11 protein-coding genes are annotated in these 13,533 nt (G+C 73.7%); 7 read left to right on the top strand and 4 right to left on the bottom strand.

Features of this window, described 5'->3' with window-relative positions; translation table 11 throughout:
- Nucleotides 1-123 precede the first annotated feature (123 nt).
- A complete protein-coding gene (locus tag KMZ30_RS02375; protein WP_215511249.1) occupies nucleotides 124-1,032 on the top strand; it encodes a putative endonuclease domain-containing protein in 909 nt (302 codons plus the stop codon).
- An 83-nt stretch (nucleotides 1,033-1,115) separates the two neighbouring features.
- Here the strand turns inward: KMZ30_RS02375 and KMZ30_RS02380 are convergent, their stop codons facing one another.
- Nucleotides 1,116-3,038, bottom strand: a complete 1,923-nt coding sequence (locus KMZ30_RS02380; protein WP_215511250.1) for an alpha-amylase family protein — start codon at nucleotides 3,036-3,038, stop codon at nucleotides 1,116-1,118.
- A gap of 116 nt (nucleotides 3,039-3,154) precedes the next feature.
- On the opposite strand from KMZ30_RS02380, the gene KMZ30_RS02385 reads away from it, so the two are divergent.
- From KMZ30_RS02385 to KMZ30_RS02395, 3 genes are read left to right on the top strand one after another with little or no spacing between them, the layout of a single operon-like run.
- On the top strand, nucleotides 3,155-4,585 hold the full coding sequence (locus tag KMZ30_RS02385) for a ferredoxin reductase family protein (protein WP_215511251.1): 1,431 nt from the start codon (nucleotides 3,155-3,157) through the stop codon (nucleotides 4,583-4,585).
- Nucleotides 4,586-4,619: 34 nt separating this feature from the next.
- Nucleotides 4,620-5,159 carry an FMN-binding protein gene (locus KMZ30_RS02390; protein WP_215511252.1) on the top strand — a complete coding sequence of 180 codons (540 nt, stop codon included), beginning with the start codon at nucleotides 4,620-4,622 and terminating at the stop codon, nucleotides 5,157-5,159.
- Nucleotides 5,156-5,935 (top strand): FAD:protein FMN transferase, encoded by a 780-nt coding sequence (locus KMZ30_RS02395; protein ID WP_308279532.1) that lies wholly within the window; start codon nucleotides 5,156-5,158, stop codon nucleotides 5,933-5,935. The genes KMZ30_RS02390 and KMZ30_RS02395 overlap by 4 nt, the downstream gene beginning before the upstream one ends.
- A 458-nt stretch (nucleotides 5,936-6,393) precedes the next feature.
- On the opposite strand, the gene KMZ30_RS02400 is transcribed toward KMZ30_RS02395, so the two are convergent.
- Nucleotides 6,394-8,385 (bottom strand): thioredoxin domain-containing protein, encoded by a 1,992-nt coding sequence (locus KMZ30_RS02400; protein ID WP_215511253.1) that lies wholly within the window; start codon nucleotides 8,383-8,385, stop codon nucleotides 6,394-6,396.
- A 213-nt stretch (nucleotides 8,386-8,598) separates the two neighbouring features.
- Here KMZ30_RS02400 and KMZ30_RS02405 point away from each other — a divergent pair, with 213 nt between their 5' ends.
- Both KMZ30_RS02405 and KMZ30_RS02410 read left to right on the top strand, forming a co-directional pair.
- Nucleotides 8,599-8,901, top strand: coding sequence for a hypothetical protein (locus KMZ30_RS02405; RefSeq protein ID WP_215511254.1), 303 nt, complete (start codon nucleotides 8,599-8,601; stop codon nucleotides 8,899-8,901).
- A gap of 1 nt (nucleotide 8,902) precedes the next feature.
- A complete protein-coding gene (locus KMZ30_RS02410) occupies nucleotides 8,903-10,294 on the top strand; it encodes a tyrosine-type recombinase/integrase (protein WP_215511255.1) in 1,392 nt (463 codons plus the stop codon).
- A 180-nt stretch (nucleotides 10,295-10,474) separates the two neighbouring features.
- Here KMZ30_RS02410 and KMZ30_RS02415 read toward each other — a convergent pair whose 3' ends face one another.
- Together KMZ30_RS02415 and KMZ30_RS02420 are read right to left on the bottom strand one after the other, a co-directional pair.
- Nucleotides 10,475-10,786 (bottom strand): hypothetical protein, encoded by a 312-nt coding sequence (locus KMZ30_RS02415; RefSeq protein ID WP_215511256.1) that lies wholly within the window; start codon nucleotides 10,784-10,786, stop codon nucleotides 10,475-10,477.
- Between the two features lie 1,238 nt (nucleotides 10,787-12,024).
- Entirely contained in the window at nucleotides 12,025-12,264 is a 240-nt protein-coding gene (locus KMZ30_RS02420) for a hypothetical protein (protein WP_215511257.1), read from the bottom strand.
- Nucleotides 12,265-12,519: 255 nt separating this feature from the next.
- On the opposite strand from KMZ30_RS02420, the gene KMZ30_RS02425 reads away from it, so the two are divergent.
- Nucleotides 12,520-12,993 carry a hypothetical protein gene (locus KMZ30_RS02425; protein WP_215511258.1) on the top strand — a complete coding sequence of 158 codons (474 nt, stop codon included), beginning with the start codon at nucleotides 12,520-12,522 and terminating at the stop codon, nucleotides 12,991-12,993.
- The last annotated feature ends 540 nt before the right edge of the window (nucleotides 12,994-13,533 follow it).

Raw genomic sequence — 13,533 nt, forward strand, 5'->3', positions numbered from 1 at the left:
CCCGGCCCCTCCCTCTCCGCGAACGTGTGTGAAATCGCCGAGGATGACCGGCGATTTCACACACGTTCGCGGGGCTGTGGATGACGACTGCGGGCCGACCGCCCGGCGGTGCAGGCTGCGCGGATGGACCCCGAGCACCGACGAGGAGTCGAGAGGCTGGCCGAACCGTACGGCGGCATCCTCTCGCGGTCGCTGCTGCGCGGGCTGGGCGTCGACCGGGACGCCGTGGCCCGCCAGGTGGCGGCCGACCGGTGGGCGCTGCCCGGCCGGCTGACCGTCGCGATGCATCGTGGCCCGCTGTCGGAGACGGCGAGGCCGTGGCTCGCGGTCTGGGAGGTCGGGCATGCGGTGGCCGTCGTGGACGGTGTCAGCAGCCTGGTCGCCGCGGGGCTCACCGGCTTCACCGAGCACGACGTCCACGTCTCTGTGACGCGCAACGCCCGGTGTCCGCGGGTGGACGACGTGCGCATCCACCGGGTGCGGCGACGGCCGGACGAGCTGGTCGACGGCGACTCGTTGCCGCGGACACGACCGGCGGTGGCGGCCGTCCGTGCCGCGGGCTGGGCGAGGAGCGACCGGCAGGCCGCCCTCGTGCTCGCGATGACCGTCCAGCAGCGGCTCGTCTCCGGGGCCGACCTCGTCGCCGCGGCGAAGGTGGTGCGGACCCGGGGTCGCCACCCTTTCATCCGACAGGTCGTGCGGGACGTCGCGGACGGCGCGCAGTCCCTCGGCGAGCTCGACTTCGCGGCCATGTGCCGGCGCCACGGCATCCCCGAGCCGGACCGCCAGGTCGTGCGCCGCGGGCCGACGGGGCGCATCTACCTCGACGTGCGGTGGGCGTTCGCCCGACTGGTCGTCGAGATCGACGGGTCGGGCCATCGCTCGGGGCTCGCCCTGACCGACGACAACCTGCGGCAGAACGCCGTGACGCTCGGCAGCGACCGGGTCCTGCGCTTCGACCTGCTGGCGCTGCGGCTGCAGGAGTCGACCGTCATGGCCCAGGTCCGCGCCGGCCTCGGCGGATGCGTGTGAAACCGCCGGGGATCCCCGGCGATTCAACACACGTTCGCGGGAAGGGAAGGGCGGGGCGGGGGAGGGGAGGTGGCGAGGGCGGGTCAGGGGGTGGTGAGCCAGAGGGCGGCGTAGGGCGGCAGGTGGACGTCGCCGTCGGGGTGCCAGGCGAGGGGCTGCCCGGTGAGGGCGTCGACGGCCGCGTCGAGCCCGAGCTCGTGGACCCGCCAGCCCGGCCAGACCCGCTCCTGCGGCGTCACGTTGTAGACGCCGGCGAAGCGCCCCAGGGGGTGCTCGCGCAGGGTGACGAGCACGCCGGGGTCGTCGACCGGGCCGATGCGCGTCTCGACCGAGCCGTGCAGGTGCGGCAGCGCGGCCCGCGCCCGGACGAGCCCGACGAGGTCGCCGAACACCCGCCCGGACACCGTCGAGCGGTCGTGCCGCGTCGCCATCGCGCCCAGGTCGAGCCGCGGCCGGTGCGCCCACCGGTTGTCGTCCTCGTGGCCCGGCTCCGACGCCCAGTCGGGGTCGTTGACCTGCCCCAGCTCGTCGCCGCTCCAGATGACCGGGATGCCGCCCCAGCCGACGACGACGGCGTGCGCGAGCCGCAGGGCCGCGACGGCGAGGTCGAGCTGCTCGGGCGTGCCCGCACCCTCGATGCCGACGAGCGAGGCCGCGGTGCCGGACGTGCGCCGGTCGCCGGTCTCGGGGTTGAACTGGAAGACCAGCCCGCGCGCCGGCGAGCCCCAGAAGTCGCCCGAGTACCAGTCGGCGAGGAAGTGGCGGTGCCCCGGGCCGGTGACGCCGACCGCCGCCGCGTCCTCGTCCATGATCGCCCAGCCGATGTCGTCGTGGCAGCGCAGGTAGGTCAGCCACGTGGCGCTCGCGGGCTTGGGCGGCAGCGACCCCAGCGCGTGCGCCGCCAGCCGCACGTCGCGGGCCGCGAGCATCGACCAGACCTGCACCATGAGGCTGTTGTGGTACGCGAGGTCGCTCACCTTGCCGGTGTGCTCGCGCTCCCCGAGGTACGCGAGCAGCTTGGTGGGGGCGACGATGGCCTCGGCCTTGAACGCCACTGCGGGACAGGCGATTCGCGTGACCGCGCGCAGCACCTGCGTCAGCGCGTGCACCTCGGGCTGCCCCTGGCAGTCGGTGCCGAGGCGCTTCCACATGAAGGCGATGGCGTCGAGGCGCAGGACGTCGACCCCGCGGTTGGCGAGGTCGAGCACGACCTGCGCGTACTCGACGAGGACGTCCGGGTTGCCCCAGTTGACGTCCCACTGCCACTCGTTGAAGGTCGTCCAGACCCAGCCGTCGAGCTCCTCGTCCCACGTGAAGTTGCCGGGGGCGAAGTCGGGGAAGACCTCGGGCAGCGTGCGCTCGTAGGCGTCGGGGAGGCGGCGGTCGGGGAAGACGTGGAAGTACGAGCGGTAGCGCAGCACGCCCTCGCGCGCCTTGCGCGCCCACTCGTGCTCACGGGCGACGTGGTTGAGGACGAGGTCCAGGACGAGGCTCATCCCGCGCTCGTGCAGCGAGTCGGCGAGCGCGGTGAGGTCCTGCATCGTCCCGAGGTCCGCGCGCACCTCCCGGTAGTCGGCCACGGCGTAGCCGCCGTCGTTGTCGCCGTCGCGGGGGCGCAGGAGCGGCATGAGGTGGAGGTAGGTGACGCCGAGCTCCTCGAGGTAGCCCAGGCGCTCGCCGACCCCGCGCAGGTCGCCGGCGAAGCGCTCGGTGTAGGCGGCGTACCCGACCATCGAGGGCTCCTGGAGCCAGTCGGGGCGCAGCATCCGCTCGAGGTCGCGGCGGTGCAGCCGGTCGGGACGGCGGGCGTAGGCCCGGGCAGCCCGGGTCACGAGCTCCGAGGCCGTCTGCGCGGCCCGGTCCTCGCCGTAGACGGCGACGAGCCCGCTCCACAGGTCCGGCCACCAGCGCTCCAGCCGCGCCTGCAGCATCCCGGCGCGCTCCGGGTCCCACCCGGAGGTCGGGAGGGCGGGGGGCGGCGGCACCGGTGCGGTCACGGGCGCCATCCTGCCCAATCCGCGCAAGCGTTTCCACAGCTTCCACGGAGCGTGTCCCCGGCACTCACACGGCGGCCCGAGACGGCGCACAGGTGACGCATAGGGAGCCACCCGACAGTGCAGGCATGACGACGAGCACGGCGGCGCCCGACGAGGCCTACCGCCGCCCCCACGCCGCCCTCCGCCGTCCCCGTCGCGCCGTCGTGCCCGTGCCGCGCTGGTGGCGGGACGCGACCGCGGCGGCCGGCTGGGCGGTGCTCCTCGGGGTCACGGCGCTCTGGGTGCAGGACGGGGGCGTGCAGGACCTCGGCACCCTCGCCGGGGCCCTCACGTCGACCGGCCGGCTGACCGGGCTCGTCGCCTCCGCGCTGCTGCTGCTCCAGGTCGTCCTCATGGCCCGCGTCCCGTGGGTCGAGCAGGCCTGGGGGCAGGACGAGCTGGCGCGCGTGCACCGCCTCGTGGGCTTCACGTCGTTCACGCTGCTGGTGGTCCACATCGGCCTCATCACCCTCGGGTACGCGGCGAGCGGGCCCCTCGGCCTCTGGGGCACGACGTGGGACTTCGTCGTCAGCTACCCGGGGATGCTCCTCGCGTGGGCCGGCACCGCCGCGCTCGTCATGGTCGTCGTCACCTCGGTCAAGCGGGCCCGTCGCCGGCTGCGCTACGAGTCGTGGCACCTCATCCACCTCTACGGTTACCTCGGAGCGGGGCTGGTCCTGCCGCACCAGCTCTGGACCGGCGCCGACTTCCTCGACTCCCGCGCCGCCACCGTCTTCTGGTGGGGCCTGTGGGCCGTCACGGCCGCCTCCGTCCTCGTCTTCCGCGTCGGCCTGCCGCTGTGGCGCTCGCTGCGCTCCCCGATCCGCGTCCTCGACGTCCGCGCCGAGGGACCCGGCGTCACGAGCGTCACCGTCGGCGGCGACGGCGTCCGGCACCTGCCGGTGCGCGCCGGCCAGTTCCTCCAGTGGCGCTTCCTCGACGGCCCCGGCTGGACGCGCGCGAACCCCTACTCGATCTCGGCCGCCCCGGACGGGCGCACCCTGCGGATCACCGTCGCGCACCTCGGTGACGGGTCGGCCAGGCTCGCCGCGCTGCGGCCCGGCACCCGCGTCCTCGTCGAGGGCCCGTACGGCCGGATGCACGGCGGCGTCCGCACCCGGCGCAAGGTGCTCCTCATGGGCTCGGGCATCGGCATCACCCCGATGCGCGCCCTCCTCGAGGAGCTGCCCCAGCACCCCGGTGACGTCACGGTCGTCCACCGCGTGCGCTCGCGCGCCGAGGCCGTCCTCGCCGACGAGCTGCGCTCGCTCGCGGCCGCCCGTGGCGCCCGCTACCTCCTCGTCGAGGGCCCCCGGGTGGGGGGCCGGGCGAGCTGGCTGCCGCAGCAGGCCGCGCACCTCGGCGACGCCGAGGCGCTGCGCGAGATCGTCCACGACATCGACCACCACGAGGTCTACGTCTGCGGCAACGACGGCTGGATGGACGCGGTGCGCGACGCCGCGCACGCCGCCGGCGTCCCGCGCGACGCGATCCACCTCGAGCGCTTCGGCTACTGACCCCCAACCCCCACGACCCGCGAGGACCTCCACGATGCGACGCATCACCACCTGGCTGCTGAGCACGGTCTCGGCGCTCGTCCTGCTCTTCAGCTACCACACCTCGACCGGGCAGGGCGCGACCACCGTGGCGCTCGGCGACGCCAACGCCGACGGCGCCGCTGCGCCCGACACCGCGAGCGGCGACGGGACGTCGAGCGGCTCGAGCGACGGCTCGTCCTCGTCGTCGTCATCGTCCTCGGACTCCTCGAGCGCGACACCGTCCCCCTCGACGACGAAAAAGTCCTCGTCGTCCGCCGCGAAGACCTACACGGGCGACGCGATCCAGACGCGGTACGGACCGGTGCAGGTCGAGATCACCGTCAAGGGCGGCAGGATCACGAAGTCGGCCGTGACGCAGGTGCCGTGGAGCGACCACCGCGACCAGGAGATCAACGGCTACGCCGTGCCGATCCTCAACGACGAGGCCGTGCAGGCGCAGGACGCCGGGATCGACATGGTCTCGGGGGCGACGTTCACCTCCGACGGCTACATCCAGTCGCTGCAGTCCGCGATCGACCAGGCCAACCTGTGATCACCGCCGAGATCCCCGTGGCCCCCGCAGCGCCGACGCCGCCGGTCCTCGCCCGCCGGGCCTGGGTGGAGCACGTGATGGGCACCGCGGTGAGCATCCACGTGCGGGCCGTCGAGCCGACCCGCCCCGACATCGAGGCCGCGGTCCAGCGGGCCTTCGCGCACCTGCGGCGGGCCGACGCGGTCCTCTCGACGTGGCGCGCCGACAGCGACCTGCTGCGCCTCCAGCACGGCGAGGTCGACGACGTGCACGGCTGGGTCGCGGACGTCGTCGACCTCTGCCTCGAGGCCGAGGAGCGCACCGACGGCCTGTTCTCCGCCTGGCGCTCGCGCGACGGTGGCCGCCCGGTGTTCGACCCGACCGGTCTGGTCAAGGGCTGGGCCGCCGCCGGGGCCGCGGAGCACCTCGCCGTCGTGCCCGAGATCGCCTACAGCCTCGGCGCCGGCGGCGACGTCGCCGTCGGGGTGGGACCCGGGCCGTCCGTCACCGCGCCGACGTGGCGGATCGGGCTCGAGGACCCCCGCACGCCGGGCCGGGTCGCGGACGTCGTGGCCGTGCGTCGCGGCGGGGTCGCGACCTCCGGGGCGGCCGCGCGCGGCGCCCACGTCGTCGACCCGCGGACCGGGCGAGGGATCGCGCGACCCGGCTCGTGCACGGTCGTGGGGCCCGACCTCACGTGGGCCGACGTGTGGGCGACGGCCGCGTGGGTGGACCCCGAGCGGGTGGCCCGGATGCTCCCCGAGCGCGACCCGGAGTATTCGCTCATCGTCCTCTGACGAACGTCCGCGCCTGTGGCACAGCGGGGTTTACGAGGCCTCCGGGGGTTGTCCACCGCCGCAGGATGCCCCTGCCGCCGCCGCGCGGCCGCTGCTATGTTCGACGCACCACGCCGGGCTTCAGCAGGGGGTCCCGGCTCCAGCCACAGGCCGGGTCATGGTCCGATCGCAGCTCCGCGTGCTCCCGCGTCCGCACCCGCCGACGCCCCGGGCCCGTCGGGTGGCGCACCTGCGGTGCGCCGCCGCTGCTCCGCCGTGCCGGTCGTCGGCTCCCTCGGACCCGGCGGGTCCCGCGGCGTCGCCGCGGGGCTCGCTCGGCCCGGCGCCGGTCGCCCACGGGTGGCTGCAGCGCGGGTCGGCGGGCGCCGGGACGGCGGTGGCCGCGCCGAGCGCCGGTCGCCTTCCCTCTGTGCCGCCCGGCGTCCGTGGGCCCCGGCCCACGGACGGCAGCCACCCGCTCAGCCCCGCGCGAGGGCCTCGGCCAGCGCCTCGGCGTCGGTGACCGGCCGGTCGCAGACGAAGCCGCGGCAGACGTAGGCGGCGGCCGCGCCGTCCACGAGGGGACGGTCGGCCAGCAGGGGGATGCCGGGGGCGTCCGGCCGGCCGGCGACGTGCACGAGCCCGGGCGAGGTCGCCGCCCGGACCGTGGCGAGCATCGCGTCGGCCTCCGGGCCCTCGCCGACGACCGCCACCTGGAGCGGTCTGGCCACGGCGGCCTCGGCGACCGCCAGGGCCCATCCGGCGAAGCGAGGCTCGGACGCGGCGACCGAGCCGCAGGCGGCCAGCGCACGGTCGGCGGCCTCGCGGTGCGCGGTGGAGCCGGTGAGCGCGGAGTACGTGAGGAGCGCCCCGGCGAGGGCCGCGGCGCCCGACGGCTCGGCGTTGTCGCTGCGGCTCGCGGGGCGCGCGAACAGCCCCGGTGCGTCGTGGGCGGTGTCGTGCAGCGCGCCGTCGGCGTCGACGAAGCCCGCGAGGGCGCGGTCGAGGAGGTCGCCCGCGCGGACGAGCCAGCGCGCCTGGCCGGTGGCCTGGTGCAGGGCCAGGAGCCCCTCGGCGAGGTCGCCGTGGTCGTCGAGGACGGCGGGTGCGGCCGACACGCGACCGGCGCGCGAGGTGCGGTGCAGCGTCCCGTCGACGTCGTGGGTCGCGAGGACGTGGTCGGCGGCGCGCGCCGCGGCGGCGACGAGGTCGGGCCGCGGGAGCAGCGCCCCGGCGTCGGCGAGGCCGGCGATGGCGAGGCCGTTCCAGGCGGTGACGACCTTGTCGTCGCGGGCCGGCTGCGGGCGGGACCCCCGGGCCTCGAGCAGCCGGGTGCGGGTGGCGGACCACCAGGAGGCGTCCTCGGGGTCGCGCCGCAGCTGCAGGGTGGAGCTGCCGTGCTCGAAGGTGCCGTCGTCGGTGACGGCGAGCAGGTCCGCGGCGCGGGCGCCGTCGTCCGCGCCGAGCACCTCCGCGAGCTGTGCCGGGGTCCAGGCGTAGGTCAGGCCCTCGTGCGACGTGCCGTCGACGACGGTGTCGGCGTCGAGGGCGGAGGCGAACGCCCCCTCGGGGGTGCCGAGGTCGCGGACGACGAAGTCGGCGGTCTCCTCGACGACGCGGCGGGCGAGGGGGTCGCCGGTGGCCCGCCAGAGATGCGCGTAGGCGCGCAGCAGGAGCGCGTTGTCGTAGAGCATCTTCTCGAAGTGGGGCACCACCCACGAGGCGTCGACCGCGTACCGCGCGAAGCCGCCGGCCAGCTGGTCGTACATCCCGCCGCGGGCCATCGTCTCGCCGGTGTGGCGGGCCATCGCGAGGGCGTCGGCGGACCCGGTGCGCGCGTGGTGGCGCAGGAGGAGCTCGAGGACCATCGACGGCGGGAACTTCGGGGCGCCGCCGAACCCGCCGCGCACCTCGTCGTACTGGCTGCGCAGGCGCACGACGGCCCCGTCGAGGACGTCGGCCGCGATGGGCGCCGGGGCAGGAGGACCGGTCACCTCGCGCAGCCGCTGCGCGACGTGGGCGCCGGAGGCGAGGACCTGCTCGCGCTGCTCGCGCCAGACCCGCGACGCGTTGTCGAGCAGGCCGAGGAAGTGCGCCCGGGGGAGGTAGGTGCCCGCGAAGAACGGGTCGCCGTCGGGGGTCAGCAGGCAGGTCATCGGCCAGCCACCCTGGCCGGTCAGCGCGGTGGTCGCGGCCATGTAGACGGCGTCGACGTCGGGGCGCTCCTCGCGGTCGACCTTGACGGCGACGAACCCGTCGAGGAGGACGCGCGCCACCTCCTCGTCCTCGAAGGACTCGTGGGCCATGACGTGGCACCAGTGGCACGCGGCATAGCCGACAGACAGTAAGACACACCGGTCGAGGCGGCGCGCCTCCTCGAACGCCTCGTCGCACCACGGCCACCAGTCGACCGGATTGTCCTTGTGCGCAAGGAGATACGGGCTCAACGAGCCTGCAAGTCGGTTCGGCATCCGTGGGGCTCCATCACTGTTGAAAGTGCGAGATGTGTCGCGGCAGGCCCGCTACGACACACGAACGGGACACACGAGCGTGTCACAGACTGCTGCGCGCCCCCGCTCAGGACCGGCCCGGCCAGACGATCAGCACGCTTTTGTGACTCACGTCGTGGCGCGGAACGACATCGGGGATTGCGCCGTCGTGCCAGACCGTCACCTTGCCCACACATGACAACGCACCTGGCAGAGCGCCACCAGCACACCGACCCGCGCCACACGTACCTGTCCCGAAAGGAGGTCATCACCTACTTCGGCTGGGGACGCAGTAAGGGCTACTCCATGCTCATCCCCGAGCACACCGGCTTCCCCCGCTCCGTGGGTGGCCGCTACCGGCTCGACACCATCCTCGCGTGGGAGGAGGCCGTCTTGGCTGGCGACGTGGAGCCCAAGCTCCCCTCGCGCGCCCCCTCCAAGGCCGGGGTCCCCGTCGGCATTCCGGCACCGCGCCGCCGCTCGGCGAAGGTGGCCTGACATGTCCGCCGCTCAGATGAAGGGCACGCCGCGCTCCACGCCCGGTATCTCGCGCACCTGGTGCGCCACCCTGTACGCGCCCGCCGGCAGCTACACCCGTTGGCGAGTCAAGTTCAAAGCACCCCACCCCAAGACCGGGGAGCTGGTCTGGACCACCCGCAGCCCCGAGCAGCCGACCCGCACCGCCGCCGTTGCCCTCTTCCACCAGATCGAGGCCGCCCTCGACGCCGAGACGCCCGTCCCGCTCCCGGACAGGGCCGACGCGTCCGTCACGATGGCGACACTGTGCGAGGCCTACATCGAGGACTGCAAGGAGCGCCGGCTGGCCGTGAACACGTGGCAGAACCGAGAGAGCCGGCTGCGCAAGCACGTCGTCGGCAACATCGGCACCGTGCGCGTGTCCAAGTGGCGGGCGACGCACTCCCGCACCGTCATGTCGACCGCAGCACAGTCCGTCTTCTCCGCGTCCGGGCGGGAGGACATCCGCTCCGACCTGGCCGCGCTGCGCAAGCTCGCCCATGCGCGTGGATGGCTCGCAGCGACGGTCGATCCGCTCTTGGGCGTCACCATGCCGCGCACCACGTCCGAGCTCGGCCAGCACGCGAGCTACGTGCCCGAGGAGCTGCGCCCCGAGCGCCGTCACGTCGACGCCATCGCCGCCGTCGCGACCGACCTGTGCGTCAACGGCACGGGCCGCAACGAGGCGGTCCTCCGCATCGCGAACTACGGAACGCTGCTCCGGGTGGCCGGCTACGGCGGGCTGCGCCTGGCGGAGCAGCTCGGGCTGCGCGCCGTCGACATCTTCCCCGACCAGGGATGGCTCGAGGTCAACGGCTCATGGGTCGACCCGCGAGCACCCGAGGTCGAGCACCGCGGCCCGGTGAAGAACTGGAAGCTGCACCGGGTGCCGCTTCCGGGCTCCCTCATGCTCGAGCTCCTACCGGTCATCGCGCGCTCCCTCGGCCTACAGGAGAACGCGTCACAGCAGCAGGTCGTGAACGCGCAGCTGCGCGAGCGGGCGCGGCGGACCAAGCTCGGCGCGTCCTCGGGCAAGACGCCGTGGTGGGCTGTCGAGGTCGACCCGGCCGAGGAGCAGTGGCTCTTCGTCGACGGGTCGACGGGACTGCCGCCATCGCAGGAGTTCCTGAACACCGTCTGGCACAAGACGCGGCGCGAGCTCGAGCGGCGCGACCCGGACAACGCGTGGCCGGACGTCATCGTTGTGCGGAACATGCGCCACCACGCCGTGTCGTTCTGGCGGGCTGAGCTCAACGCGGAGTGGGAAGACGTCGCTGCGTGGCTCGGAGACAAGCTGCAGACGGTCCTGAACCACTACGTGCGCTCGGGCACGGACGCGCTGCGCAACGCCGTGACCACCCTGGAGAACTACTGACCGCGGCTGCTCTCGGGCCGTGACCAAGAAAAGACGCCCACGACCTCAACGTCGAAAGCAGCGCCGAGTGAGGTGGCCGGGAGCAGGGACCACCGCTTCCTGCACCCACCACCCGCCCCCGCACCAGCCCGTCACGTGGCTGTATGCGGGGGCACTTTGGTTGTGGCGGGCGGCGCGCGCTCACCGCGGCGGCGAGAGGGTGATGCGGGCCTTCTCCAGGGCGATGGGCCAGTCGAACTCGCCGAGGTGGGCGAAGCGGCCGGCCAGATGCACCAGGTCGGTCCCGCCGGGCAGGGCCAGCTCGTCGAGGGTCCACGACAGGACGAGCTGGACCGCGGCGACGTCCTCGCCGGTCAAGCCGGTGCCAGCGTCGAGCGCGCCGGCACGCTCCTCGATGAAGCCGAGGAGGGTCTCCAAGTCGGCCCGGTCGAACAGAGCCAGGATGGCGAGGCCGAGCTGACGAGGGAGGTCGATGCCAGTCTTGATGCTCACGGGCGGTCACCGGGCGCAAAAAGGGCCTCGACGTAGGCCGTGAGGTCGGCCGGGGTGTAGGCGGAGCGGGAGGGCTCACACGGGTCGCACGCGGCGACCTCCAGGGCCATCGATGCATCGTCGGTGTCGGGGAACGGGACGCCGGTGCGAGAGCGCCAGTGCCGCGCCGTGACGTGCGCCGGCGCTGACTGCAGGACGTTCAGGGGCGGGAACGACGGGTGGACGGCGCACGTGGCTGGCTCGGCGATGAGGAGGGCGGACCAGGCGCAGTGCACGCAGGTGGGGCCGGGCTCTGGGGGGCGGTCCTGCAGGACGGCCGGGCGCGGGTCGGTGGCACGCCACAGGTCGGCGCAGTCGGGGGCGCAGAACGAGAGGACCGGGCCGGCACGGTCCAGGGCGCGCGGGGTGATGCGGACGCGGTAGCGGTAGATGGGCGCGGCAGCCTCCAGGATCCCGTCGGCGGGTGGTCATGCGTGACGGTGGGGTCGCGGCCCGCCCGTGGCACTAGTCCGTGGCAGCGGTTCGTGGGTCGCAATGGCAGGTGTCGACCATCGCCACCAGCTCGGCCGTCGCCGTGTCGTAGAGGCCCACTGAGAGCTCGAGCAGCGCACGCCGTCGCGCCACCTACGCGCCCACTGCGCCCACCCGGTCGTGAACGCATGCGCGTTGTAGACGACGACGGCGAGCTTCGCACCGAGCAGGGCCCGCACACCCGCCCTACAGCGCTACCCGGTAGACGATGCGTCGCGGGTCAAGGAGCAGGCCGGGGTGACCTGACGGCTGGCGCGGACCGGGAGGGGCGGGGCTGGGCTGGGCGAGGGCAGGAGAGGGGGTCTGTTCCGGTCGGAAGCGGAGGACGCCACGGGACCCGTCCACCTCGCGCGCCGGCGAGCAATCACCGATGGCGGCCTCAGCTGCTGGCCGCCCGCACAGGTCACGGGACGGTCGCGACGATGGTGATCCGGCGCTCCAGCGCGCCAGACCGCCCGGCACTGGCCCGCCGGCGCGCGGTCGCGGCCCACCGACCGCTGGCCGGGCAGCTGGCGCGTGCCAGGGGCGACGGGCCAGCTGAGCGATGACCGGCTGGAGGCCAAGGCGCTCGAGGCCCTGCAGGAGGCCGGCCGCACCCGGCAGCCCTCAGCGGCCAGTCGTTCACGACACTGGGGCGCGCGTCGGTCACCACCCGGCTGCGCTCGCTGCGCCGCACCGCCTGAAGTCGGGACGGCGGCGGTGCGGCATCAGACGAGGAAGGCCCAGGCCCGCTTGCGCCGAGGGAGCCCTGAGACGCGCACGCCGACGCGGAAGAAGACCTGCAGGATCACGTAGAGCAGCGCAGGGACGGCCAGCGTTCCCAGGTCGCGCAGGTCCACGGATCCAACCGAGGAAAGCACCAGGATCGTGAGCATGGCAGCGCCAGAGCTCTGCGCGACCAGACGCGACTCCTGCGGGCTGGGCCGGGGCGGCCAGGACTTGCTCACGCGGAGAGCGTAGGCCGTGCGGACCCGGCGCGGCGGTTCGGCGACGGCCTAGGCTGAGCCGATGGTCGCGGTGCAGCGGCGGTAGGCAGCGAGGGGCGGCTCGCCGGTCATGGACGACACCGTGAGAGCGCACCGCGCCGACGGGAGCCAAGGCGCGTCTGCGTGTCCCCGGCTGGGCGCGAGGACCGCTGGCTAGCCTCGACGCATGTACTTACGGGGGGAACCACGTTGAGCTGGCTCAGGGACCATCTCGACGTGATGGCCATCGTCATCTCGCTGGCCACGTTCGCCTGGACGTTCGGTGCGGACGGCCGGGTGCGGCGACGGGAGGACCGCGCAGAGATGCGCTGCGCCCTCGTCGCCGCGCGCGTCCAGCTTGAACAGCTACGGCCGCACGCGCGCCACCCGGAGCAGACGCTGGAGGACCTGCCGGCGTTGCTCGAGGTGGCCCGGTGGCACAGGCAGGGCGACTCCCCGCCTGTGCTCGACTGGAGGAAGCATCAGCGGCTGTGGGACGACTACGTCTTCGAGGTCGGTGAGGGAACCAGCGTGTACATGCACGGCCTAGTGGCGGCAGAGCCCGAGCGCCAGGCGCCGTACGGCGGGGCGTTGACCGAGGATGAGCTGCGGCGTCGCTACGCGAACTTGGAGGAGCTGCTGCGCGACCTCGACAACTGGCACGGGCTCTTCCGCATGGCTCGTCGCGCTCGGGCGAAGTGGCGGGCCTGACCGGGCCATCGCCCCCGGCAGCGGCCACATCGGGAGCCGCCGGGCCGCGCAACGTGGTGGTCAGGTCCCTAGCTGATGCGCTTCCACAGGCCGCACCCTGGGTTGGCATCGGTGCGCACCAGACCTTCGCGGTCGACCATAAGCAGTTCATGCGGATCGCGGCATGAGGGGTCGACTCGGACCGGGGAGCTTCTTTGCTACTGGGGACTACCGGCTGAGCTTCTGTCGTGTCGTACGGCTCGAAAGGAATCCCACAGGAGATCGATCGTCGTCATCGCTCCAACGGCCGCGCCCATGGCTGACACCAGCCTGACGCCGTCGGACTCCGTCACTCCCGATAGGAAGGCCATTGCCAAACATGAGCCCGCTGAGACCACCGTCAGCAGCGTGAGCCGGCGGGACCGCCTTGGCGCGCGGTCACTGCCGCGGCTCGTCAACGCAGAACCGATGCAAAGGAAGGCAATCGCAAATGCGATAACCCACGGCTCCCCTTGGTTGTGAGCGGCAAGCGTGAAGCCAAGAACGACCAAGAACGCCGCG

It is taken from the genome of Phycicoccus mangrovi (assembly GCF_018729305.1).
Lineage (GTDB): Bacteria > Actinomycetota > Actinomycetes > Actinomycetales > Dermatophilaceae > Phycicoccus > Phycicoccus jejuensis.

Coding starts and splice junctions, on each gene's coding strand:
- KMZ30_RS02385 (WP_215511251.1), top strand. CDS start 3,155: ATGACGACGAGCACGGCGGCGCCCGACGAGGCCTACCGCCGCCCCCAC.
- KMZ30_RS02400 (WP_215511253.1), bottom strand. CDS start 8,385: ATGCCGAACCGACTTGCAGGCTCGTTGAGCCCGTATCTCCTTGCGCAC.
- KMZ30_RS02410 (WP_215511255.1), top strand. CDS start 8,903: ATGTCCGCCGCTCAGATGAAGGGCACGCCGCGCTCCACGCCCGGTATC.
- KMZ30_RS02375 (WP_215511249.1), top strand. CDS start 124: ATGGACCCCGAGCACCGACGAGGAGTCGAGAGGCTGGCCGAACCGTAC.
- KMZ30_RS02405 (WP_215511254.1), top strand. CDS start 8,599: ATGACAACGCACCTGGCAGAGCGCCACCAGCACACCGACCCGCGCCAC.
- KMZ30_RS02380 (WP_215511250.1), bottom strand. CDS start 3,038: ATGGCGCCCGTGACCGCACCGGTGCCGCCGCCCCCCGCCCTCCCGACC.
- KMZ30_RS02390 (WP_215511252.1), top strand. CDS start 4,620: ATGCGACGCATCACCACCTGGCTGCTGAGCACGGTCTCGGCGCTCGTC.